General features: G+C 63.3%; 22 protein-coding genes. 12 read left to right on the forward strand and 10 right to left on the reverse strand.

The annotated features are described in order from the left end of the window. Positions 1-63 precede the first annotated feature (63 nt). Positions 64-1,128: a M48 family metalloprotease gene (locus ACYJ11_RS10505; protein WP_461647731.1), complete on the forward strand. Its 1,065-nt coding sequence runs from the start codon at positions 64-66 to the stop codon at positions 1,126-1,128. Here ACYJ11_RS10505 and ACYJ11_RS10510 read toward each other — a convergent pair. Then, positions 1,113-1,853: an NAD(P)/FAD-dependent oxidoreductase gene (locus ACYJ11_RS10510; RefSeq protein WP_461647732.1), complete on the reverse strand. Its 741-nt coding sequence runs from the start codon at positions 1,851-1,853 to the stop codon at positions 1,113-1,115. The two genes, ACYJ11_RS10505 and ACYJ11_RS10510, sit on opposite strands and share 16 nt — an antisense overlap. A 155-nt stretch (positions 1,854-2,008) precedes the next feature. Between ACYJ11_RS10510 and pan1 the strand changes: the two genes are divergently transcribed. From pan1 to ACYJ11_RS10540, 6 genes are all read left to right on the forward strand, one after another. Then, positions 2,009-3,223 (forward strand): proteasome-activating nucleotidase Pan1, encoded by a 1,215-nt coding sequence (gene pan1 / locus ACYJ11_RS10515; protein ID WP_188978146.1) that lies wholly within the window; start codon positions 2,009-2,011, stop codon positions 3,221-3,223. Between the two features lie 128 nt (positions 3,224-3,351). Next, positions 3,352-3,933 carry a DUF420 domain-containing protein gene (locus ACYJ11_RS10520; RefSeq protein WP_461647733.1) on the forward strand — a complete coding sequence of 194 codons (582 nt, stop codon included), beginning with the start codon at positions 3,352-3,354 and terminating at the stop codon, positions 3,931-3,933. Between the two features lie 61 nt (positions 3,934-3,994). Next, positions 3,995-5,218: an HD domain-containing protein gene (locus ACYJ11_RS10525; protein ID WP_461647734.1), complete on the forward strand. Its 1,224-nt coding sequence runs from the start codon at positions 3,995-3,997 to the stop codon at positions 5,216-5,218. 21 nt (positions 5,219-5,239) lie between these two features. Further along, a complete protein-coding gene (locus ACYJ11_RS10530; RefSeq protein WP_461647735.1) occupies positions 5,240-6,265 on the forward strand; it encodes an amidohydrolase family protein in 1,026 nt (341 codons plus the stop codon). A 33-nt stretch (positions 6,266-6,298) separates the two neighbouring features. Further along, complete coding sequence (locus ACYJ11_RS10535; RefSeq protein ID WP_461647736.1) at positions 6,299-6,757, forward strand: SHOCT domain-containing protein; 459 nt, start codon at positions 6,299-6,301, stop codon at positions 6,755-6,757. 72 nt (positions 6,758-6,829) lie between these two features. Next, a complete protein-coding gene (locus tag ACYJ11_RS10540; protein WP_461647737.1) occupies positions 6,830-7,309 on the forward strand; it encodes a universal stress protein in 480 nt (159 codons plus the stop codon). Positions 7,310-7,329: 20 nt separating this feature from the next. On the opposite strand, the gene ACYJ11_RS10545 is transcribed toward ACYJ11_RS10540, so the two are convergent. From ACYJ11_RS10545 to ACYJ11_RS10560, 4 genes are all read right to left on the reverse strand, one after another. Then, positions 7,330-8,277 carry a biotin--[acetyl-CoA-carboxylase] ligase gene (locus ACYJ11_RS10545; protein WP_461647738.1) on the reverse strand — a complete coding sequence of 316 codons (948 nt, stop codon included), beginning with the start codon at positions 8,275-8,277 and terminating at the stop codon, positions 7,330-7,332. Positions 8,278-8,338: 61 nt separating this feature from the next. After that, positions 8,339-10,180 carry an acetyl-CoA carboxylase biotin carboxylase subunit gene (locus ACYJ11_RS10550; protein WP_461647739.1) on the reverse strand — a complete coding sequence of 614 codons (1,842 nt, stop codon included), beginning with the start codon at positions 10,178-10,180 and terminating at the stop codon, positions 8,339-8,341. A gap of 139 nt (positions 10,181-10,319) precedes the next feature. After that, complete coding sequence (locus tag ACYJ11_RS10555; protein ID WP_461647740.1) at positions 10,320-10,625, reverse strand: acc operon protein; 306 nt, start codon at positions 10,623-10,625, stop codon at positions 10,320-10,322. Between the two features lie 2 nt (positions 10,626-10,627). Next, complete coding sequence (locus ACYJ11_RS10560; RefSeq protein WP_421641263.1) at positions 10,628-12,178, reverse strand: acyl-CoA carboxylase subunit beta; 1,551 nt, start codon at positions 12,176-12,178, stop codon at positions 10,628-10,630. Positions 12,179-12,319: 141 nt separating this feature from the next. Between ACYJ11_RS10560 and ACYJ11_RS10565 the strand changes: the two genes are divergently transcribed. Beyond that, positions 12,320-12,943, forward strand: a complete 624-nt coding sequence (locus tag ACYJ11_RS10565) for a uracil-DNA glycosylase family protein (RefSeq protein WP_461647741.1) — start codon at positions 12,320-12,322, stop codon at positions 12,941-12,943. Positions 12,944-13,000: 57 nt separating this feature from the next. Here ACYJ11_RS10565 and ACYJ11_RS10570 read toward each other — a convergent pair whose 3' ends face one another. Beyond that, positions 13,001-13,792, reverse strand: coding sequence for a helix-turn-helix transcriptional regulator (locus ACYJ11_RS10570; RefSeq protein WP_461647742.1), 792 nt, complete (start codon positions 13,790-13,792; stop codon positions 13,001-13,003). A gap of 224 nt (positions 13,793-14,016) precedes the next feature. Between ACYJ11_RS10570 and ACYJ11_RS10575 the strand changes: the two genes are divergently transcribed. Then, entirely contained in the window at positions 14,017-14,997 is a 981-nt protein-coding gene (locus tag ACYJ11_RS10575; protein ID WP_461647743.1) for a DMT family transporter, read from the forward strand. A 120-nt stretch (positions 14,998-15,117) separates the two neighbouring features. After that, the gene (locus ACYJ11_RS10580; protein ID WP_461647744.1) at positions 15,118-15,333 is read left to right on the forward strand and encodes a hypothetical protein; all 216 of its coding nucleotides are present in this window, start codon (positions 15,118-15,120) and stop codon (positions 15,331-15,333) included. Between the two features lie 179 nt (positions 15,334-15,512). Here the strand turns inward: ACYJ11_RS10580 and ACYJ11_RS10585 are convergent, their stop codons facing one another. The 3 genes from ACYJ11_RS10585 to ACYJ11_RS10595 form a co-directional block, all read right to left on the reverse strand. Further along, entirely contained in the window at positions 15,513-16,850 is a 1,338-nt protein-coding gene (locus ACYJ11_RS10585) for a sodium-dependent transporter (RefSeq protein ID WP_461647745.1), read from the reverse strand. Positions 16,851-17,074: 224 nt separating this feature from the next. Beyond that, on the reverse strand, positions 17,075-17,785 hold the full coding sequence (locus ACYJ11_RS10590) for an SDR family oxidoreductase (RefSeq protein ID WP_461647746.1): 711 nt from the start codon (positions 17,783-17,785) through the stop codon (positions 17,075-17,077). Between the two features lie 80 nt (positions 17,786-17,865). Continuing rightward, positions 17,866-18,837, reverse strand: a complete 972-nt coding sequence (locus tag ACYJ11_RS10595; RefSeq protein ID WP_461647747.1) for an NADPH:quinone reductase — start codon at positions 18,835-18,837, stop codon at positions 17,866-17,868. Between the two features lie 345 nt (positions 18,838-19,182). Between ACYJ11_RS10595 and ACYJ11_RS10600 the strand changes: the two genes are divergently transcribed. Both ACYJ11_RS10600 and sop2 read left to right on the forward strand, forming a co-directional pair. Further along, a complete protein-coding gene (locus ACYJ11_RS10600; protein ID WP_461647748.1) occupies positions 19,183-21,438 on the forward strand; it encodes a methyl-accepting chemotaxis protein in 2,256 nt (751 codons plus the stop codon). Positions 21,439-21,440: 2 nt separating this feature from the next. Beyond that, on the forward strand, positions 21,441-22,151 hold the full coding sequence (gene sop2, locus ACYJ11_RS10605) for a sensory rhodopsin II (protein WP_461647749.1): 711 nt from the start codon (positions 21,441-21,443) through the stop codon (positions 22,149-22,151). Between the two features lie 114 nt (positions 22,152-22,265). Here the strand turns inward: sop2 and ACYJ11_RS10610 are convergent, their stop codons facing one another. Continuing rightward, positions 22,266-22,598 (reverse strand): hypothetical protein, encoded by a 333-nt coding sequence (locus ACYJ11_RS10610; RefSeq protein ID WP_170098275.1) that lies wholly within the window; start codon positions 22,596-22,598, stop codon positions 22,266-22,268. Positions 22,599-22,707: the final 109 nt, after the last annotated feature.

Consider the following 22,707-nt stretch of genomic DNA (forward strand, 5'->3'; position numbering starts at 1 on the left):
TCACTGCTGGACTGTCTGAGCAGAAAACCTTTCATCCGCTGTGGGTATAGCAGAACTATCCCTATGCGGACACTGACCCGCCGTATGCTGTGGACCCTCCTCCTGCTCCTCGCCGTCGACATCGCTGTGGTCGCGACCGCGGCGGTGCTTCTGACGCCCTGGCTTGCGCCGGTGCGGGATGCCGTTGCCACTGCCCTCCCGTTCGGTGGGGCGTCGGCACGTATCGCCTGGTGGGTAGCCGTTCTCACTCCTGCCCTCGTGGCGTTCGTCTGGGCACAGCTCCGATACACCAGCGCGCAGACGATGGCCGAGGTCGACGCTCGCATCGTCGGCCCCGATGAGTACCCCGACCTCCACGAGCGAGTGCAGCGGCTCGCACAACTGGCCGACCTCACGCCGCCACGGATTGCCGTCGCAGACGCCGACGTACCGAACAGTTTCGCAATCGGGACGCTCGGCGGTGCGACGGTGGTCGTCAGCGAAGGGCTGCTGTCGACCCTCGACGGCGACGAACTCGACGCCGTACTGGCCCACGAACTCATGCACGTTGCCAACCGTGACGCGACCGTTATGACGCTGGCCAGTTTCCTCCCGTCGCTGACAAACGGCGAGTACGACCCGATTGCAGACCTGCTCCCGGGCGGGAGCCGCTACGCGCTCGGGCTGGTCGCGCTCGGTCTCGCCTACGTGTTCAGCGCCCGGGTGCTTGAGGCCCCTTTCGGAAGCCTTTCGTTCACGCTGGGGTTTCTGTTCCTGTTCGCGGTGACAGTTCTGTTCGGCGGCGTTGCGCTGGGCGTGTTCACTGCCCCCGTCGTCGTCCTCGGTCGGTCGCTGTCGCGTGCTCGGGAGTTCGCCGCCGACCGGAGCGCGGCCCAGCTGACCGGCGACCCCGCCGCACTCGTCGAGGCCTTAGAGACACTCGACGGGGATGACGACCGGCCGGGGACAGACAAGCGCTACGCGTACGCGGGCGTTCGCGGACTATGCTTCCTCCCACACGGGTTCGATACGGGGGCGTCGAGTGATTCGTCGTCCATCGAAACACGGTCCCACCCACCGACAGCCGAGCGGATCGAGCGACTCCAGTCAGTCGCACGCTCGCTCGAACAGCCTCAGTCCGACTCCTGATCGACGCTCGGATGCATCGTCGGCTCGCCCGGCATCGGCTCCTCAAAGTACCGTCGCATAACCTCTAGAGACTCCTGTTCGCGCTTCTTGCGCTCCGCCTCGTCGATCTCCTCACAGCCCGGCGGAACCGGTCGGTCGCGGCCGGTGAAATACCCCTCCGGTGCGGTCCAGTCGTGATAGAAGTCGATATCGGCGTCCTCTAACAGCGTGAGCCCGACCTGTGCGCCGTGGCCCGCGGCGACGATGGTCTGGTGGTGCTGCTCGGCCAGCCGGCCGGCCGCGTACAGCCCCTCGACATCGGTTCGGCCCTGCTCGTCGGTCGAGATGAACTGCTTCGACCCGCGGTCGATGAGTGAGAGATCTAACCCTTCCAGATACGACGGGTCCGACCAGGAGGCGGCGATGAGGTACGTCGAGTCGTAGGACTCGCCGTCAGCACAGGTCACCTCGAAGCCTTCCTCAGTTACCGTCACCTGTTCGGCCTCGCTGTCGATGAACCAGACGCCGGCGCGCCGCGCCTGTGCTCGCATGAGTTCGAGCAGGAGTCGGGGGTTGATTCCCGCCGGGAATCCGGGGTAGTTTTCGAGGTGTGCGTTGCGGTTCAGTATCGACTCACCGGTCGAGATGATGCGTGTCGACAGGTCGGCGCGAGCGGTGTAGATCGCCGCCGACAGGCCGGCGACGCCGCCGCCCACGATGATGATGTCTTCGCGGTCGGTTGGCATGGACGGATGTTTCCAGCGGGGACCAAGAAACGTGCCGGTTTGATACCTATAGACGGAGAGCGGCCAGTAACGGCCCCCTCAAGGCATATGCCGGGCGATACAGTTTCTGAGACTACCCGAAGCCTCATAACGATACACCTACTAAAGGCGTCGTAATGACCGACACCGTCGACGAGGTCGATATGCCGTACGACGATGACGCGTCTCAGCAACAGAAGATCGAGGCGCTGCAGGAGCGGCTAGAGGTGCTCGAATCGCAGAACGAGGAGATGCGCGACAAGCTGCTGGACGCGAACGCGGAGAACAACAAGTACCAGCAGAAACTCGAACGGCTCACGCACGAGAACAAGAAGCTCAAGCAGTCACCGCTGTTTGTCGCGACCGTTCAGGAACTCTCCAGCGATGGCGTGATCATCAAACAGCACGGCAACAACCAGGAGGCCCTGACAGAGGTCACTGACGAGATGCGCGAGGATCTCGAACCCGACGACCGCGTCGCCGTCAACAACTCGCTCTCTATCGTCAAACAACTCGACGACGAGACTGACGTCCGGGCTCGCGTGATGCAGGTCGATCAGTCGCCGGATGTCACCTTCGCCGACATCGGTGGCATCGAAGAGCAGATGGAAGAAGTCCGCGAAACCGTCGAGATGCCGCTGAAGAGCCCCGAGATGTTCGAAGACGTGGGCATCGACCCGCCGAGCGGCGTCCTGTTGCACGGTCCGCCCGGCACCGGGAAGACGATGCTGGCGAAGGCCGTCGCCAACGAGACCGACGCGACGTTCATCAAGATGGCCGGCTCCGAGCTGGTCCACAAGTTCATCGGCGAGGGCGCGAAACTCGTCCGGGACCTGTTCGAACTGGCCCGCCAGGAGGAGCCCGCCGTCGTCTTCATCGACGAGATCGACGCTATCGCGGCCAAGCGGACGGAGTCGAAGACCTCCGGCGACGCCGAGGTCCAGCGGACGATGATGCAACTGCTCTCGGAGATGGACGGCTTCGACGACCGCGGCGACATCCGCATCATCGCGGCGACGAACCGCTTCGACATGCTTGACCGCGCCATCCTCCGCCCCGGCCGCTTCGACCGTCTCATCGAGGTTCCGAACCCCGACCTCGAGGGTCGCAAGCAGATCTTCCAGATCCACACCCGCAGCATGAACGTCTCCGACGACGTGGAGTTCGAGGCCCTGGCCGAGGAGATAACGGATGCCTCCGGTGCTGACGTGAAGGCAATCTGTACCGAGGCCGGGATGTTCGCCATCCGCGACGACCGGACCGAGGTCACGATGGCAGACTTCCACAACGCTTGGGAGAAGATCCAGCAGGAAGAGACCGACGACGAGGACGTCTCCCGGACGTTCGCCTGATTTCGGCAGCGTTTCTATCCGATTCTCCGCGCTTTTGTAGGTCAGTAGCCACTGCTTCGACCCGCAGTTGCGCTGCTGTCCCCGCCCGTTTCAGAACACAGTTACCATTCCGGTCCTGAATCATAGGCATGGCCGTCGCAGACACACTCCAGTCGCGTGCCCGCGCTCGTCCGCGGCTCGTCACCGCCGTCGTCTCGGTCGTTGGCTACGCGCTCGTGTTCGGCGCGTTTGGTGGCGTCTTGCCGTTGCCAGAGTTCTCGAAGGACATCGTCATCCTGCTGGGTGATGCAATCGCCGTCGTCAACAGTATCGCCCTGCTTGCAATCATCGCCGGCGTCTACTTCATCAAGAACAATCAGGTACAGAAACACCGCGCGGCCATGCTGACCGCGTTCACGCTCATCATGGTGTTTCTGGCCCTGTACATCCTCAAGGTCGGCGGCGGCTTCGAGAAGGAAATCGTCGCCGAGGGGTTCATCTGGACAGCGTACATCGTGATGCTCGCTATCCACATCCTGCTATCCGCGGTGTCCGTGCCCGTCGTCGTTCACGCCGTCGTCCTCGGGCTGACACACTCCCCCGCCGAGCTCAGAGAGACTATTCACGCCCGCGTGGGCCGTATCGCTGTCTCCGCCTGGGGGCTGAGCCTGTTTCTCGGGCTCGTCACCTACGTCATGCTGAACCACATCTACGGCTGGGTCCCTCGCTAGTATCGGGTTTCGCGTGTCGGGTGGCGAACGATTTTGCCGGCCGCCGCCGTAGGCCGTGGCAATGACCACAATCAAGGACAGCGTCCACGACCATATCGAGGTTCAGGGCGTCGCGGCGGCGTTGCTCGATACGCCGCCGGTCCAGCGGCTCCGGCACATTTCCCAGCTCGGCACGGTGACGCTCGTCTACCCTTCGGCGAACCACACCCGATTCGAGCACTCGCTTGGGGTCTACCACCTCGCGGACCGGGCGCTGTCTCACCTCGGCATCGAGGGCCAGCAGGCCGAACGGGTCCGAGCCGCGGCGTTGCTCCACGACGTGGGGCATTCGCCCTACAGCCACAACATCGAGGCACTCATCCATCGCCGAACGGGCAAGTACCACGACGACGTGGACGAACTACTTGGCGACGGCCCCGTTGCACGCGTACTCACCGAACACGGCCTCAATCCGGACCGCGTGGCTGGCCTCGTTGCTGGCGAGGGCGAACTGGGCCAGCTCGTCTCCGGCGAACTGGACGTCGACCGGATGGACTATCTCGTCCGTGACGCCCACCACACGGGCGTTCCATACGGGACGATTGACCACGAGCGGCTGGTCCGGGAGCTGTGTTTCGTCGACGGCGAACTCGTCTTAGACGAAGGGAACGTCCAGACGGCCGAGTCGCTCCTGCTTGCACGGGCGCTGATGAACCCCACCGTCTACCAGCACCACGTCGCCCGCATCGCCAAGTCGATGCTCCGCCGCGGGACCGAAGAACTGCTCGCAGCGACTGATACGACCGCCGAGACGTTGCGCCGGTGGGACGACAACGACCTGCTCGTGGCGCTCAGACAGTGCGAGGCGACGGCAGCGTACGCGCGGCGGCTGACCCAGCGGGACCTGTACAAGCGCGCGGTCTGGGCGGAGTGGCAGTCCGTGCCCGACGAGGTGCTGGCGGCCGACCACGACACGGTCGGCGCGATGGAACAGGCTATCGCCGACGAAGCGAACGTCGACAGCGATGCCGTCGTGCTCGATGTCCCGCCCGAACCGTCGATGACCGAGTCCAGTAGCCGCGTCCTCGTCAACGGCGAAGTTCGTCGGCTCGGCGAGCAGTCGACGCTGGTCAACGCCATCCGCGCCGCCCAGCGCGACCAGTGGCGGCTCGGCGTCTATGCGCCGGAAGACGAGAGCGAGCGGGTCGGTGCGGCCGCGATCCGCGAACTCGGACTCGATCTCGACGGGGCCAGAGTCCGGGACGTGCGGACGGGTATCCATGCGACCCTCGATGAGTTTAACTGAGAGAGCGGGCGAACAGGGAACATGATTCTTGAAGGGACGATTCTGACGGGACGGTCGTTCGATGCTATCGAGGGCCGCGTCGTCGTCGAAGACGGTGAGATAGCCGCTATCGAGGAAGCCGCAGTCGACAGCGACGACATCGTGGCACCGGCCTTTGTCAACTCCCATACCCACATCGGCGATTCCATCGCCAAGGAGGCCGGCGAGGGGCTCTCGCTGGAGGAACTGGTCGCGCCCCCGGACGGTCTGAAACACCAGTTGCTCCGCGATGCGAGCCGGGACGAACTGGTGGCCGCAATGGAGCGGACGCTGTCGTTCATGGAACAGTCGGGAACCGGCGCGTTCATCGAGTTCCGGGAGGGCGGCGTCGAGGGCGTCGAGGCCATTCGAGACGCGCTGTCCGGGTCAGACCTCGAAAGCGTAATTCTCGGGCGCGAGACGACCGACGCGATGGAGCTGGCCGACGGGTTCGGCGCGAGCGGGGCCAACGACAGTGAGTTCGGGGCGGAGCGACGCGCGACGCGACAGGCTGGGAAGCTGTTTGGCATCCACGCGGGCGAGGTCGATAGCTCCGATATCAATCCCGCTCTCGACCTCAACCCGGACTTCCTCGTCCACATGGTTCACGCCGAACCGCTGCATCTCGAACGGGTCGCCGACAGCGAGATCCCCGTCGTCGTCTGTCCCCGGTCGAACATTGTCACCGACGTTGGCCGCCCGCCGGTCGAAGAACTGGCGGACCGGACGACGGTTGCGCTCGGGACGGACAACGTCATGCTCAACAGCCCGTCGATGTTCCGCGAGATGGAGTTCACCGCGAAGCTGTACGACCTCTCGGCCCGCGAGGTGTTGCGGATGGCCACAGTCAACGGGGCCGAGATCGCGGGGCTTGGCGGCGGGCTAATAAAGACCGGACAGCCAGCACGCCTGCTGGTACTCGACGGGGATTCTGACAATCTCTCCGGGGCACAGAACCCTGTTCGGGCCGTCGTTCGCCGGGCGGGCACGGCTGATGTCCGGCACGTCGTCCACTCCGGGGCGGAATAATTCTTATCACTCCGGGAATAGTATTCTCGGGTAATGCCCTCCACCACTGACCGCGCCCTGAGTACACCGCTGAAAATACTCCTGTATGGCCTGCTAGGGCTCGTCTCGTTCCTTGTTCTTATCGCGGCTGTGAGACTTGCGTTCGGACTGTTCTTCGGTCTCATCGGCATCATACTGGGGCTGCTCTCTCTGGCCGCCACCATCGGGTTTCTGGCGGCTGTCGGCTACGCCGTGTACTGGGTCGTGTCGAACGTCTTCGGTCAGGACGAGACGACGGCATCGACTACTGATATGTCACGAACGCAGGTCACCCGCGCGACAGATGCGGCGAGTGATAGCGAGACAGACCCCGTCGAACGGCTCTCCGAGCGCTACGCTAACGGGGAGATAACCGAAGCTGAACTCGAACAACGGCTCGAACAGGCCCTTGATGGGCCCTCTCTGGACGGCTCCGAGGCACCAGAGTCGGAACGGGACCGGGAGCTGAACTGAGCCTCACCTCGCTTGGTTGTTGTATGTTATCTGTTACCAAACTATATCCTTACAGCCAGTCAATAGTACAGTATGTACGACAGGATACTGGTGCCGACAGACGGATCGTCGGGGACGCGAGCGGTGCTCACACACGCTGAAACGCTTGCAACAACCCACGACAGCGAGATTCATGCGCTGTACGTCGTTGATACCGGTCGGTTCTCCACGCTCCCGCACGAACCGACGTGGGAGAGCGTCACCGACTCGCTCCACCGCGAGGGCGAGATGGCGCTGGACATGGTAGAGCGTCTCGTTGCCGACGACCTGACTGTCACGCGAGCTACGGCTGAGGGAAGCCCGAGCCGGGAAATCGTCGACTATGCGAGCCAGCACGGCTGTGACCTCATCGTGATGGGGACCCACGGACGCGGCGGCATCGACCGACTGCTCTTGGGAAGCGTCGCCGAGCGGGTCGTCCGGTCGGCCCACGTCCCAGTCGTAACCGTTCCGGTAGAGACGACGCCGCAAGATGTCTCAGAGGACGAGCAGCCTGCCGGCGTCCCACAGTAACGTGTCCCCTGCCGTCGCGCTCACTCCGTAATCGGGCGGAGGTGCTCGCAATCCCCCGCCGAGACGACTTCTCTCCCTGATTCTGTCTCAATGACAAGCGCGCCCGGGAACTGGACGTCCACGGCTTCGCCTTCGATAGTCCCGTTGGGCGTCTCGACCCGGACCTGTTTACCCAGCGTCGTCGCGTACTCCCGCCATGCTTCGACGACGTTCGCTGGGTCCTGACGGAGTGCGTCGAACTCCTCCAGTAGCCGCTGTGCGAACAGCCGCCTGTCGACCGGCTCGTCCCGTTCGGCCGAGAGGCTGGTCGGATTCGCGTCGTCGGGCAAGTCTGCGGGGTCGACGTTCGCGTTGACACCGATGCCGACGACGACCCAGGAGACGCGGTCGGACTCACCCTCCATCTCGGTGAGGATGCCGACCAGTTTGCGCTCCTCGTTGCCGTGGCGGACGAGGACGTCGTTGGGCCACTTGATGCCGGCCTCGACGCCGGCCTCGCGGGCCGCCCGCGTCACCGCGACAGCGGCCGCGAGCGTGAACACCGGCGCGTGGGCCATCGGCACGTCCGGCCGGAACAGCACAGAGAGCCAGATCCCGCCGCTCGGCGAGTGCCACTCGCGGTCGAGCCGCCCCCGGCCGCCGGTCTGTTCGTCGGCAAGCACCACGGTATCTGACGCTCCATCTGCCGCAAGATCACGAGCGCGGGCGTTCGTACTCGGGATGCTGTCGTGGTACTCGACCGAGAAGGGTGCGTTGAGCCCGTATTCGACCGCGCTCGCCCCGAACTCCGGGACCGAATCGAGGGCGTAGCCCGCGTCATCGCTGCGGATCTCGAACCCCTCGTCGCGAAGGGCTTCGACGTGCTTCCAAACTGCGGAGCGAGAGATGTCCAGTTCGTCGGCAAGGGTCGGCCCCGAGACAGGGCCGTCAGCCAGTGCATCGAGTATCCGGTGGCGTGTCTCGTTCATACGCGGGGCTTCGACCGGCCGGAATAAAAGGCGTCTGTCGCGCGGCGCTCAGTCCGCTCGCTCACCCGATCACGAAGAGCAAGTCGCCCATGTCGACAGACTCGCCCTCACCGACGGCCACATCGTTGATTGTGCCGCCGCGCTCGGCGACGATGTCGTTCTCCATCTTCATCGCTTCGAGCACACAGAGGACGTCGCCGGCCTCGACCTCGTCGCCTTCTTCGACGTTGACCTCCAGAATCGTCCCCTGCATCTCCGCGGCGACCTCCTGCCCTTCGGCGGTGGTGGCACTGCCGCCGCTGTCGGAACTACTGCCGCCCCGTGGCCGCTGTGGCTGGCTCCCGCCGTCGGCATCCACGTCGCCCACGTTGATCGGCGGTGCGCCGCGCTCTTCGAGGTCGACCTGGAAGCGCTTGCCGTTGACCTCCACGGTAAATTCGCGCTCGACGACCTCCTCGTCCTCGTCGCCGTCGGATTCGGTGACCGTGCCCCACTTCTCCTGTGCCTCTTCGATGCGCGTGCGGTCGAGGTGCTCGTCGAGGTACTTCGTCGTGTGTGTGCCACCGACGAATTTCTCGTCGGTGAGCATCAGGCGGTGGAACGGAACGACGGTCGGGATGCCCTCGATGTCGAAGTCTTTGAGCGCCCGTTTCCCGCGCTCGATGCACTCCTCGCGATCCCCGCCGTAGGTGATGAGCTTCGCGATCATCGAGTCATAGTCCGTGACGAGGTCGTCCCCCTGCCGGAGCGCGTCGTCGAGGCGGACGCCGATACCGCCCGGCGGGTCGTAGGTGTCGAGGCTCCCACCGGTCGCGGGCGCGAAGTCGTCGGCGGCGTTCTCGGCGTTGATTCGGAACTCCATCGCGTGACCCTCGATTTCCACATCGTCCTGCTCGAAGGTGATCTCCTCGTCCATCGCCACCCGCAGTTGCCATTTGACGATATCGATGTCGGTGATCTCCTCGGTGACGCAGTGCTCGACCTGAATGCGGGTGTTGACTTCCAGGAAGTAGAAGTTCGCCTCCTCGCCGAGCAGTTCACCTTGCTCGCGGTCGGTGTCCTCTTCGACGAGGAACTCGACAGTTCCAGCGTTGTAGTAGTCCGATTCGCGGACGCCGCGTCGGGCAGCGTCGCCGATCTTCTCGCGGAGCGCGTCGTTCAGGGCCGGCGAGGGACCCTCCTCAATGACCTTCTGGTGACGCCGCTGGAGCGAACAGTCACGCTCGCCCAGATGACGGACGTTACCGTGGTGGTCGGCGATGATCTGGACTTCGATGTGGCGGGGGTTCTCCAGATAGCGTTCGAGATAGACGGAGTCGTTCGAGAAGTACGCTTCCCCCTCCCGCTTTGCGCTTTCGAGTTGCTCCTCGGCTTCCTCGGGGTCGTGGACGATTTTCATCCCGCGGCCGCCACCACCGCCTTCGGCCTTGATTGCCACAGGGAACCCGTTCTCCTCGCCGAACTCGACGACTTCCTCGGGGTCCTCGACGGGGTCGGTCGTCCCCGGGACGATTGGCACGTCGGCCGACTGCATGATCTTGCGGGCCTTCGTCTTCTCGCCCAGTGCTTCCATCGACTCGCTCTCGGGGCCGACCCAGGTGACGCCCTCCGTCTCTTGGACGCGTTCGGCGAAGTCGGCGTTCTCCGCGAGGAAGCCGTACCCTGGGTGGATGGCGTCGGCGTCGGCCTGCTTGGCCGCGTCGATAATCGCTTCTTGATCGAGATAGGAGTCTGCGGCACGGGCCGGGCCGACGTTGTACGCCTCGTCCGCGTACCGGACGTGCCCGGCGTGCTTGTCGGCGTCAGAGTAGACGGCCACTGTGCCGATGCCCAACTCCTCGCATGCGCGCATCACGCGCACCGCTATCTCCCCGCGATTAGCGACGAGCACCTTATCGAACATACGCCCTCATACTGAGAGTCGGCCCATAAAACTATGCGCAGATAGTGGTAATCTTACATATATAATCATGTTAGTGTGGAACATGGCCACAAATCCAGTCAGGACGCTGCCGATCAACTGACAGAAGAACTATGCGCGGTTAGAACCGTTCGGTACGCCCGGCGGCACTCCAGGGATCGGTTGGCGCGTCCGAGCGAACCCGAACAGACCGCTTCTGCGTGGCTTCCACGCGCCCGGAGAACGACCACTGTTTGCCGTCCCAAGAGTCACCGTCATCTGCCGCCGCAGCCGCCGCGGCCGCCGCTGCCGCGCGCTGGCGGTCGGTGAGGTGTGCGCCGATAGCGACAGCGATCGCGGCCGCCTCGTCCATTGACGCGTCGTCAAGCTGGGCGGCGATCTCCGCGATCAGGTCTGCATCGACAGCCGAGTCAGTGTCAGCCGCCATCGTCACAGTGGGATGTTGCCGTGCTTGCGGTCGGGCTGGTCCTTGCGTTTCCCCCGGAGGAGGTCCAGATCGTCGATGAGTCGCGGGCGCGTCTCCTGCGGTTCGATGACGTCGTCGACGAAGCCCCGTTTGGCCGCGGTGTAGGGATTCGCGAAGGCGTCGCGGTACTCGTCGATGAGTTGCTGCCGGCGGGCCTCCACGTCGTCCGCGTCCTCCAGTTCGTCGTCGTAGAGGACGTTGACCGCGCCTTTCGGCCCCATCACGGCGATTTCCGCGGTCGGCCAGGCGTAGTTCATGTCCGCGCCGATGTGCTTCGACGCCATCACGTCGTAGGCCCCGCCGTATGCCTTCCGCGTGATGACGGTCACCAGCGGCACAGTGGCCTCGGAGTAAGCGTACAGGAGCTTCGCGCCGTGGTTGATGATGGCGTTGCGCTCTTGATCCTTGCCGGGCATGAACCCGGGCACGTCGACGAACGTGAGAATCGGGATGTTGAACGCGTCACAGAATCGGACGAAGCGCGCCCCCTTCCGCGAGGCATTGATGTCGAGCGTGCCGGCGTTGACCCGCGGCTGATTGCCGACGACGCCGACGCTGTGCCCGTCCATGCGGGCGAACCCGATGACGATGTTGCGCGCGAAGTCCTCGGCGACCTCGAAGAACGAGTCCTCGTCGACGATGCGCCCGACGACGTCCGTCATGTCGTAGGGTTTCTGTGGCGCGTCGGGAACAGCCGTCTTCAGTGCCTCGTCCCGGCGTTTGGGGTCGTCCCAGGGGTCGACCCGCGGTGGGTCCTCGACGTTGTTCTGCGGCAGATACGAGAGGAGGTAGCGGATGTCGTCCATCGCGTCCTTCTCGTCGGCGGCCGTGAAATGGGCCACGCCGGACTCGGAGGCGTGGGTCTTCGCGCCGCCGAGTTCGTCGAAGCCGACCTCCTCGCCAGTCACCGTCTCGATGACGTCGGGCCCAGTGATGAACATGTGGCTGGTCTCCTCGACCATGTAGACGAAGTCCGTAATGGACGGGGAGTACACCGCGCCGCCGGCACACGGCCCCATGATAGCCGAAATCTGCGGGACGACACCGCTGGCCTGCTGATTGCGGTGGAAGATGTCGGCGTAGCCCGCCAGCGAGTCGATCCCCTCCTGAATCCGTGCGCCGGCGGAGTCGTTCAGCCCGATGATGGGCGCGCCCGTCTCAATGGCTTTGTCCATCACCTTACAGACCTTCTGTGCGAACGCCTCACCCAGCGACCCGCCGAAGACGGTGAAGTCGTGGGCGAAGACGTACACCCGACGGCCGTCGACTTTGCCGTAGCCGACGACGACGCCGTCTCCCGGTACTTTCTTGTCGGCCATGTCGAAGTTCGTCGAGCGATGTTCACGGAGCGAGTCGATCTCGACGAAGGTGCCGTCGTCGAGGAAGTAATCGATGCGCTCACGCGCGGTGAGTTTCCCGCGGTCGTGTTGCGCCTCAATCCGTTCCTCGCCACCGCCCCGTTCGGCCTCGGCTTTTCGTTCCCGAAGGTCCTCGACACGGTCATCGTGGCTCACGCGATATCACTTCTCCCGGACCGGAGCATATCCGACTCCTTGCGGGCATCCGAGAAAAGCGTTATCAAACTTAACCATTATTTCTCGTATTCGATAACCGAAACCGGCGGAGTTTTGAGCGATGGCCCGTTGCTTTCGCGCGTGAAGAACGTCACGGCCCGCCAGCACAACCCCTTCGGCTTTGACGCCCCGTGTGAGCCGTTTGTGCCTGGGTACGGCGACGCCAATGCCCACTTCCACGTCATCGGGGACCACCCCGGCGTCCACGGTGGCGCAACGTCTGGTATCCCTTTTACGGACAACCCCGCGGCCGAACGTCTCCAGCGGGCGCTCGTTGAGGCCGGACTGCTTGCCGAGGCTGGCACGCCGCCGACCGTCGAAAAGACGTATCTGTCGTATCTATACATGTGCGGCGGCGACCCGCCGACAGACACGGACTACGAGGCTCTGGAGCCGCTGTTCGACACGGAACTCCGGGCAATCACTGCTCACGTCCTCCTGCCCGTCGGCGAACGCGCCACGCGACACGTGTTCGCGAACACGACATCGGAGCCGACCGACTCCATAGACATGGACGCGCGCCATGCCACGGAGGTCGTCGGCAGCGGCTGGCTCGTCTACCCGATCAAAGAGCCCGCGGAGTGGAGCGACGACGACGAAGACGCCCTCGTCGACGTGCTGACCGCGCTGCTGAAGACCGACTATCGCCGCGAGGCGGACCTCGGGCGGTTCCTGCCGAACGACGACCCGTATCTGGTCCGGTAGCTGCGTCGCAGCTGATTTTTACAGCGGTAACGGCTTCGGCGGCTCGAAACAGGGGTGTTACAGCGACCACTCGTCCGACAGCGGCTCCGCGGACGCCCAGTACGCGTCGAACGTCTCGATAGCCCACTCGCGGACGGCCGGCGCGGTCGTATCGATCGACGCCTGCAGGACGCCATTGTCGTCCCGCAACAGCAGATGCACCACGTCGTCGGCGATCATCACCGCGAGTGGCACACCGTCGGTTCGCACCCGGACTGACGCGTCTGGTTCGGCACGCAGCGATTCGAGCCGATTCCGGAGTCGGTCGTCCGCCGCCAGTGCGTCTATCGCGCCGGGTGAGAACACGCCCGAGAACCGCTGCTCGCCGGTGGTGACCCGCTCCTGCACGACCCGGATCGCCTGGTCGTTGAACGCATGGGAGAACGTCCGGACTTCCTCGGCGTCCCGAAGCAGGTCGAGCAACCGCTGGACCGGCGCGTTCGGGCGCGTCTGGCTCGGGACGGTTATCCTCGCGTCGGCCAGATGCTGCAGGTCGAAGTCCAGCGCATCGGTGGGGAGATACTGGACGATGTCGCGCAGCCGCCGCTCGGTTTCGAGGCTACCCAAGAGGTCAGTGAACCCGTCAGCGACGATGCGACCCGTCGCCGTGGCGACGTACTCGCCCCCTGTTCGGCGAATCCACGACCGCTCCTCGAAGTCGGCGATGATACGCCCGAGTGTCGCCTGTGACGCGCCGGTTTCGGCCGCCAGATCCCCGCGTGAGTGCGGTTCCGATGCCAGAAGCCGTAACACCTCGACCCGGTTCAAGGAGAGCGCGAGGAACTCGATCTCTTCGAGCGCCGATTCCATACCGCCGTATTGGGAGTTCCATCCTAAAGCGCTTTCGCACTATGAAAAAATTTCATACCGTGAATGTCCGCCACGGGTGTTCGGCCGTTTCGCGTTATGTAATATTTTCTAAACGGGCCTATAAGTCCCGATATCATACTGTAGAGTACGATGACTCAGGTTTCTAAACGTGCTCTCTCTGTCGGCTGTGCAGTTGTTTCAGAAAAAATATACGAGGTGGCAGTATGATTTCGCGCCGGACGTTCGCCCTCGCTGCCGTTGCCAGTGTTCTACTCGGCGGGACCTTCGTCGGCGCGAAGGCCGGACTGTCGTACCTCCCGCCGCTTCTGTTCGTCTCCCTCCGGTTCGACATCGCCGCCGTCGTGCTCCTCGGCTACGTTGTCGTGACGCGGTCCCGAGACGAACTGCTCCCACAGACCCGCGGCGATGTGCTGGGGATTCTCTCGACGGGCCTGTTCGCGCTCGGTCTCGCGAACGCACTGATATTCGTGGGCCAGCAGTCCGCTACCAGCGCGGTTGCCGCTATCATCTTCAGCCTCAATCCGATACTGACGCCAGTGTTCGCCGCTCTCCTGCTCTCCGACGAGCGACTTTCGGCCCGCGGCGGTCTCGGCATGGTCATCGGCCTGCTTGGCGTCGGCCTCGTCGTCAGTCCCGACCCAGCGATGCTCCTGAACGGTGGCATCGGCAAGCCCATCCTCTTCGCTGGCGCGACCAGCGCGGCGCTGGGCAGCGTGCTTATCCGGTGGTCCGGTGGCGGCCTGTCGAGTACGGTCCGGACCGCATGGGCGCTTCCCGTCGCCGCCGCGCTCTGTCACTCGCTGAGCATCGGGATGGGCGAATCGGCGGCCACGGCGGTCTGGTCCCCGACCGCCATCGCGGCCCTGCTGTACGTCGGAATCTTCGCCGGGGCGATCGCCTACATCGCCTACTTCGGCCTGCTCGATGTCACCGGGGCAATCCAGGCCAACCTCATCTTCTACGTGGTCCCCGTCGTGTCGACGCTCGGCGGGTGGGCCTTGCTTGGCGAGGCGATCACCCCGACTGCAGTGGCAGGCTTCCTGACTATCTTCACCGGGTTCGTGGTACTCGGCAGCGAGTCGGTCGACATCCGCGGACTGCTCCCGGGGACTACCGACGAGGCTGACACCGCGTCTGAGAGCCTCGGGATTACGGACGAGCCGCGCGGGTTCGAGTCCGACTGAGATAGCCGGTCAGGGCGTCATCCCTGCTGGCAACCTCATGATAAGTAGGTAGTCCACTGGACCCGCTGGCCACAGCGGTTCAGTAAAGTATTCACCACGCCGTCATGTACCTGCAGAGAAATGAACGTCGGGGAAAATACACGCATTCGACGACTGTTGATACCGATAGGCGGACTGGCGCTAGTGCTCCAGTCGATTGCGTTTGAGGGTACCTTCGGACTTATCGAGAGTCCCGGTGTTTCCGGGATTCTCAGGGACGCGCTGAGCGGTGGTCTACTGCTGGTGGCAACAGTCTCTCTCCTCGGTGGCGCGTATCTACGCCATCGCGATTCGTGAGAGACATCCGGCCCTGCGCCACGTACATATAATCTACCACGGCTGAAAAACAGCCCGCGAAAAGTTGTCTGATTCGCTGGTGGACTACTGTGACTGTTTCCCGCGACGACCGCACACATTGAGCGGTCACTGCGAACTGCCGAGAAGAAGGTCCGCGGGAAACGGTTGCCGTCCGTCGTTTAGATCGGCGGGATGATCGCGGGGTCCTCAGCGAGGAACAGCGTCTGCAGGCCGAGGGCCAGCGTCAGGATGACGCCGAGGATGACCACCGTTCGGACCATCCAGAGCCAGGTCGGACCGAACGCCCGGAGCCCGCCCGTCCCCTGTCGGAGTTCGGCAACTGCGTCCGAGGAGAGCACCCAGCCGACGAACACCAGAATGAGCAGCACTGACAGCGGGAGGAACAGCTTGTACGCGAGCGTGTCGAACCAGCCGAACCACGCCAGGTCCCAGGCTGACGGCAGCCCCAGAACGAACAGCCCAACCCCGAGCATTGCCGACAGTGACACTCGTGAGTACGACGTGTTGTCGACGCCGTAGGAGACTGCGACCTCAAGAAGGCTGATGGCAGAGGAGATCGCGGCGATGAGGACAACGCCGAAGAACACGACGCCGAGGAGTCGCCCTCCGGGGAGCTGTGGGAACGCCGACGCCATCGCGACGAAGATAGCCGACGGACCGCTGGTGTCGGGGCTGACGTTGATGGCGAAGAGAATCGGGAACACGACTAACCCGGCCAGCACACCAACGAGCGTGTTCGTCACGACGATGATGCCGCCGTCGACCGGGAGGCTCTCGTCGTCACCGATGTACGAGGAGTAAGTGATCATGGCCGCCATCCCCAGTGAGAGGGTGAAAAACGCCTGTCCAACTGCGAACGGGATCAGGTCGCCGGCGTTCGCCGCCAGCGTGGAGAAGTCCGGTGAGAGGAAGTAGCTGTAGCCAGCCCCTGCTCCCTCAAGCGTGGTAACCCAGGCCGCCATCCCGAGCATGAGGAGGACAATGCTGGGGACCATCACCTTCGTCGCCTTCTCGATACCGTCCTCGACACCCACTGCGACGATGCCGACACAGATCAGCAGGAACAGCGCCTGTCCGGCGACAGCTTCCGGGCCACTGGAAATAGCGCCGAAGTACTCAGCGGAGTTCCCGAAGTATGCGCCCGTCGCGCTACCGAGGATATACCGCATGACCCACCCACCGACGACGTTGTAATACGAGAGAATCCAGAAGCCCGTAAAGACGCCCAGGCCACCGACGACTCGCCACTGTTTGAATCCGAGTTCACCGAACGCGTCGACGGCATTACGGTTCGTTCGCCGTCCGATGATGAACTCTGCCAGCATCGCCGGGAAGCCGATGAGCAACACGGCGACGAGGTAAAAGACGAGGAACACTGCCCCGCCGTTTGTCGCGGTCTTGAACGGGAACTGCCAGATGTTCCCGAGACCGACTGCGCTACCGATCGCTGCGAGAAGGAACCCGAGCCGTGAGGCCCACGTTTCTCTGTCACTCATTGTGATGCGCCATATTATGTTGGGGTATAAAAACCACCGTGATTCCGATTCGCAATACTATCCCGTAATGTCAGGAGAAGGACAGTATTTGCGGAGCCAAACAGCAGCGGAGGGATCAACACGGACACTTCTTTGCCGGCCGTTCCTCGACAGCGCGGATCTGTGATTATGAGAAACGCGGGGTTGTGGCCGAGCAGCAGACAGACCAGCTACTGCCAACAGTCTCATGCCTCGCCGTACACCGGCACCGCCGCCCCGCTGGTCACGGTTGTGGCATCAGAACAGAGGAACAACAGTACGTCGGCGATGTCTTTCGGGTCGACCCACGTCTCGAAGTCAGCGTCGGGCATCATCTCGCGGTTCATCGGGGTGTCGATGACGCTGGGCATGACGGCGTTGGCTCGCACGGACCCGAGGTTCTCCGCCGCGATGGTCTCCGTTAGCAGTCGGACGCCGGCTTTCGACGCTCGGTAGATCCCGTCACCTTCACCACCCTCTAGCGACGACCGCGCGGAGACGGAGACGATAGCGCCCTCGCTAGCCCGCAAGTGTGGGATCGCGTGTTTCGACGCCAGAAACATCGTCTTCAGGTTCACGTCGAACAGGAAATCGAACGTGTCCGCATCCGTCTCGTGGATCGGTGTGCTGCCGCGCCACGTTCCGGCGATGTTCAGCAAGTAGTCCAGTTGCCCGTGTTCGTCGACGACCGCGTCGATGGTGTCAACGACGTCGTCTTCGTCGCTGAAGTCCGCCTGGTAGAAATCCACACTTTCGGGGTCGGAAAGCAGGAAGTCCTCGGTGTTCGGTTCGATAATATCACCGCCACAGACGGTCGTTCCGGCTTCGACGAAGGCGTTTGCGACCGCACTGCCCAGCGCTCCGCCGACGCCCGTAATCAGTGCTACCTTACCGTCGAAATTAAATTCTACTGACATACATGTGTCAACGGATGGCAGGGAAATAAAAGCTCATCCTCAGAAACCCGAAATCTGAGTCCGTGGCCCGACGACGAGCGTTAGCGCCGGCCGGACGACGGCGTGACAATGAGTTTGCCGAGGAAACTGTCGTTGAGTACGTCGTCGTGAGCGGCTGAGACCTCCGCAAGGTCGTAGCGGCGGGCGATGACCGGCGTCAGCTCGCCGTCGGCCATGAGCGTTGCTAGCCGGTCCAGCACCGCGCCGAACTCGGGCGTGTTGAACATCGAGACGTGGTGGACGCTGAGTGCTTTCGCCCGGCAGCGCGGGACGTTCTCGAACGTCGCCGCGAGGTCGGTGTTTCCGATGGCGGCGATTCGCGCGCCCTGGGCGGCCACCTCGGCGTCGAACGCGAGGTAGTCGTCGAGGCGGTGGTCGAGAATCACGTCCGGCGCGCCGGCATCGACCACGGCGTCGGCGAGGTCGTCCCGGCTGTAGTCGAACACGTCGTCCGCGCCGAGGTCGGCCAGCCGGTTGTGGTAGGCCGGTGATGCTGTCGTCGTTACCTGCGCTCCGTTCGCCGCAGCCAACTGGACCGCAACGTGGCCGACACCGCCGCTCCCGCCGTGAATCAGCGCCCGCTCAGCCGGCTCCAGCGCGCAGGCGTCGACGAGCGTCTGCCAGGCGGTGACGCCGACGAGCGCGACGGCCGCGCCTGCCTCGGCGGACACCCCTTCGGGGAGCTGTGCCAGATGCGATTCGGGAACAGTGACGTACTCCGCACAGGTCCCCTGGAGCCAGTTACCCAGTCCGGTCGCGAACGCCCGGTCGCCCTCGGTGACGGTGGCCACGCGTTCGCCGGTCGCGGCGACGGTCCCGGCACAGTCAGAGCCCGGTATCCAGGGCAGTTCGCCCGGTTCGTAGTCACCGGTCCGGAAGTACGTATCAACCGGATTGACCGCCGCTGCCTCGACTTCGAGCAGGACCTCCTCCGGACCTGGTGTGGGCCGTTCGATGTCGTCGACGCGGAGCACGTCCGGTCCGCCGTATTCGTGGAATCGTACAGCACGCATTGGGACATGAGTCAGGTGGTATCGGGAAAACCTTTCCCCACAGACCGGACGGCCCCGAATATGGGACTCAACATATCACGGTACGTTGAGTGACATCGCCGACAGCGAACAAGCTCGGTCACTGTTCACTTCGGCGACTATAGGTGTGTTATCAGAGCAACAGAAAGCCCCCATGGTAGCTGTTCAGAGGCGATAGATGTACACAGTTGGGTGCAGTGCTTATCATCGGTGAGAATTGCGTAACAACCCTTTATTAGCATGTTTGTGTAAAATTGGATGATGGAATCAGATAGGGACTCGCCACTCCCAAGTTTTATTGCTGGCAGTTACGCTGCCAGGCTCGGGTTGGCGCTTTCATTCGCGATAATTGTCATTATCGCCGCCGGAGTCCTGACAAGCGCACAGGCGTCCGCCACTCTTGAGGAAGACGTTGCGGACGACATCACGGCGCTGTCAGAGACGCAGGCCGCACAGTTAGATGATTGGCTGACGACATCGCGCCGGGATGCCCGGTCGGTGTCGCGACTCCCTGTGTTCACTGACGGGACGAACACGGAGAAACAGCAACGACTGGAGGAGTTACGGTCCAACGAGGAACTACCGCCCGGTGTCGTCGCAGTACACTACTTCGACACCGAGACAAACGAGATTCGCGCCAGTTCGAATCAGGACTTCATCGGGGTCAACGCTGCCGAGCAGGGCGCACCGTTTGCTACGGACCCGCCGCAGTTCGACGGTCCCGACGACACGCACGTGACGGAACCGTTCTCTGTCTCGGTCGTTGACCATCCGATAGTTGCCGTCGTTTCGCCGGTCCCCGGAGACGACGACAGAGCGCTCGTGTATATGATCGACCTCCGGGAGAAAGCTGACCAGATATCGAATCAGCGCGATGGGTCGTTTACTACGGTCGTCAACACTGACGGCAAGTTCGTTTCCCATCCCAACACCTCGACGATCGGGTCGACAGCTCCGATCTCACAGATGGAGTCCAACCCGTTGGGTACGCTCGAACCCGGCGAGAGTGCCTTCCACGAAACAGACAGTACGCTGATGGGACTGAGCCGACTCGAATCACAGGACTGGGTCGTTATGGTTCACGCTGATCGCCAGAACGCGTACGCCCTGAGCGACCAGATCAACTCCGACCTCATCGCGCTCATTTTGCTTGCCGTCGTCAATCTCGGACTCATCGGAGTCACAATCGGCGGGAACACGATCGCCTCGCTGCGGCGGCTTTCGGTGAAGGCCGAGGCGATGGCCGACGGTGAACTCGATGTCGACCTCGATACGTCGCGGGAAGACGAGTTCGGGACGCTGTACGCGGCCTTCGATAATATGCGGGCGAACCTCCGGACACAGATATCCGAAGCCGAAACTGCCAAGCAGGAAGCCGAGGAGGCCAAAGAGCAGGCACAGGCGGCCCGTGAGGACGTCGAATCCGAACGCAACGAGATGGAGGCGTTGACCGGTCACCTCGAACTCAAGGCACAGCAGTACAGCAACGCGCTTGAGGCCGCCGCCAACGGCGACCTCACCGCGCGGGTGGACACGGACAGTATGAACGACGCGATGGCGGAGGTCGGTGAGGACATCAACACGACGCTGGATGCGCTCGAAGACACTATTGCCGACATGAAGACGTTCGCCACCAACGTCATCCAGTCCAGCGACCGTGTCAACTCGAACGCGGAGCGGGTTGACCGAGCCAGCAAGCAGGTGTCGAAGTCGATCAACGAGATCTTCGAGGGGACGACCGAGCAAAACGAGGGGCTCGAATCGGCGGCCGCCGAGATGCAGAACCTCTCGGCGACCGCACAGCAGGTCGCCTCCTCCGCACAGCAAGTCGCCGACACGTCCCAGTCGGCCGCGGAAGTCGGTGAGGACGGCCGCGAAGCTGCACAGGAGGCCATTGCGGAAATGAGCGCCATCGAGGACGAGACCGGCGAGACCGTCGAAGAGATCAACGCGCTCGACGACGAACTCGACGAGATCGGCGAGATCGTCGGCGTCATCACGAGCATCGTCGAGCAGACGAACATGCTCGCGCTGAACGCGTCTATCGAGGCCGCCCACGCCGACGGGGATGGGGAAGGCTTCGCCGTCGTCGCTGACGAGATCAAGGGCCTCGCAGAGGAGACCAAAGAGGCTGCTGCCGACATCGAACAGCGCATCGAAGGCATCCAGGAGCAGGCCGGCGACACCGTCGAGACGATGGAGTCGACCAGTAACCGGATTACTGAAGGCGTCTCGACGGTCGAGGAGACTGTCGACGCGCTGGAGACCATCGTCGAGTACACGGAAGAGGTCGACACCGGTATCCAAGAGATCGACCGGGCGACCGAGGAGCAGGCCCGGACTGCACAGGACGTGATGGGGACCATCGACGACCTGACGACGATCAGTCAGCAGACGGCGACGGAGGCCGACACCGTGGCCGGTGCGGCACAGGACCAGTCCGCGTCCATCGACGAAGTGTCGGACTCCGCGACGGAGCTCCGTCAGCGTGCTGACGACCTCGAATCGCTACTGGACCGCTTCACGGTCGAAAACTCGGCCGGGACGGACACCGACAGCACGGCTGCGGTGGGGGACGACTAACAATGGCAACGATAACGACCTGGTTCACGCTGGGACTACTGGGCGAACTGCTCGGGACGGCCGTGCTGGCGTACGGCTACACGCTCGTCCCCGAAAAGGTACGGAAGCGGTATCTGTTGCTGATCGCGATTCCGGGTATCGCCATTGTCGCCTACACGTTGATGGCCCTTGGCTTCGGGTCCATACAGAGTGAGGGCCACGCGGTGTACGTAATCCGTTACGTTGACTGGCTGTTGACGACGCCGCTCAACGTCTGGTTCCTGGCGCTGCTCGCTGGCGCGAGTCGGCAGGATACGGTGAAGCTCGTTGCATTGCAGGCATTGACCATCGTCTTCGGATTCGCCGGCGCGGTCACTTCGTCGCCGGTTAGCTACGCGTTGTTTGCAGTCGGTGGAGCGCTGTTCGGCGGCGTCATCTCTCTCCTCTACCGGAACATCGCGGTGGCTGCGAAGTCGACCCTGTCCGACATAGAAATCAGCCTGTACCGAACGCTCCGGAACTTCGTCGTCGTCCTCTGGCTGGTGTACCCGGTCGTGTGGCTGCTCGGTGCGGCAGGACTGGGGCTCATGGACGTCGAGACTGCGACACTCGTGATCGTTTACCTCGATGTGGTCACGAAGGTCGGCTTCGGCGTTATTGCCTTGCTGGCGATGATGGACCTCGGCTCAGTTGGCGAGACTGCCGAGGAGCCGACGGCGGTTGCGGGAGACTAGCGAGGGGCGCGACCGCAGGGAGCGGCCCTCCGTCGGGGTGAGTGACCTTTGTTACTGTGAAGTCCAGTTTTGTATGAGGCGCTACACGCGTATACGGCGACACTCAGCGGCCAGTCAGGACTGCTCTTCACTGGCAGTCCCAGTGGTCTCTGTCCCGTCAGTCGCGCCGGCCGCTTCGGTCCCATCTACGGTATCGAGTGCGTCTGGAAGCTGATCTTGGATCAGCCAGAACGTCAGCCGGTAGACGCCGTACCCGAGCAGGACGAACAGCACAAGGTCAATAAGATACAGTTCGACGAATTCGAGAAGCGAAATCTCGCTGAGCGCGAGGTCGCCGGACAGGATGAGAAACTCCAGTGTGGCGAGGACGAATAACGCGGGTGCAAAGAGGATAACCAGTCCGATGACGAGCAGTGCAATCCGTTTCTGCGAGGGGGAAACAGGCATGCCTACGGTTCGCTGCCCAGACAGATAGCTCTACACGTTACTTGCTACCGGTCCTGTACTGATTGCCTATGCTATAGCTGGCAGTACCGTGGAGTGAACGGCGGACAGC

The sequence above is a fragment of the Haloarcula sp. H-GB5 genome, assembly GCF_054850705.1.

Coding starts and splice junctions, on each gene's coding strand:
- ACYJ11_RS10505 (WP_461647731.1), top strand. CDS start 64: ATGCGGACACTGACCCGCCGTATGCTGTGGACCCTCCTCCTGCTCCTC.
- ACYJ11_RS10510 (WP_461647732.1), bottom strand. CDS start 1,853: ATGCCAACCGACCGCGAAGACATCATCATCGTGGGCGGCGGCGTCGCC.
- pan1 (WP_188978146.1), top strand. CDS start 2,009: ATGACCGACACCGTCGACGAGGTCGATATGCCGTACGACGATGACGCG.
- ACYJ11_RS10520 (WP_461647733.1), top strand. CDS start 3,352: ATGGCCGTCGCAGACACACTCCAGTCGCGTGCCCGCGCTCGTCCGCGG.
- ACYJ11_RS10525 (WP_461647734.1), top strand. CDS start 3,995: ATGACCACAATCAAGGACAGCGTCCACGACCATATCGAGGTTCAGGGC.
- ACYJ11_RS10530 (WP_461647735.1), top strand. CDS start 5,240: ATGATTCTTGAAGGGACGATTCTGACGGGACGGTCGTTCGATGCTATC.
- ACYJ11_RS10535 (WP_461647736.1), top strand. CDS start 6,299: ATGCCCTCCACCACTGACCGCGCCCTGAGTACACCGCTGAAAATACTC.
- ACYJ11_RS10540 (WP_461647737.1), top strand. CDS start 6,830: ATGTACGACAGGATACTGGTGCCGACAGACGGATCGTCGGGGACGCGA.
- ACYJ11_RS10545 (WP_461647738.1), bottom strand. CDS start 8,277: ATGAACGAGACACGCCACCGGATACTCGATGCACTGGCTGACGGCCCT.
- ACYJ11_RS10550 (WP_461647739.1), bottom strand. CDS start 10,180: ATGTTCGATAAGGTGCTCGTCGCTAATCGCGGGGAGATAGCGGTGCGC.
- ACYJ11_RS10555 (WP_461647740.1), bottom strand. CDS start 10,625: ATGGCGGCTGACACTGACTCGGCTGTCGATGCAGACCTGATCGCGGAG.
- ACYJ11_RS10570 (WP_461647742.1), bottom strand. CDS start 13,792: ATGGAATCGGCGCTCGAAGAGATCGAGTTCCTCGCGCTCTCCTTGAAC.
- ACYJ11_RS10575 (WP_461647743.1), top strand. CDS start 14,017: ATGATTTCGCGCCGGACGTTCGCCCTCGCTGCCGTTGCCAGTGTTCTA.
- ACYJ11_RS10580 (WP_461647744.1), top strand. CDS start 15,118: ATGAACGTCGGGGAAAATACACGCATTCGACGACTGTTGATACCGATA.
- ACYJ11_RS10585 (WP_461647745.1), bottom strand. CDS start 16,850: ATGAGTGACAGAGAAACGTGGGCCTCACGGCTCGGGTTCCTTCTCGCA.
- ACYJ11_RS10590 (WP_461647746.1), bottom strand. CDS start 17,785: ATGTCAGTAGAATTTAATTTCGACGGTAAGGTAGCACTGATTACGGGC.
- ACYJ11_RS10595 (WP_461647747.1), bottom strand. CDS start 18,837: ATGCGTGCTGTACGATTCCACGAATACGGCGGACCGGACGTGCTCCGC.
- sop2 (WP_461647749.1), top strand. CDS start 21,441: ATGGCAACGATAACGACCTGGTTCACGCTGGGACTACTGGGCGAACTG.
- ACYJ11_RS10610 (WP_170098275.1), bottom strand. CDS start 22,598: ATGCCTGTTTCCCCCTCGCAGAAACGGATTGCACTGCTCGTCATCGGA.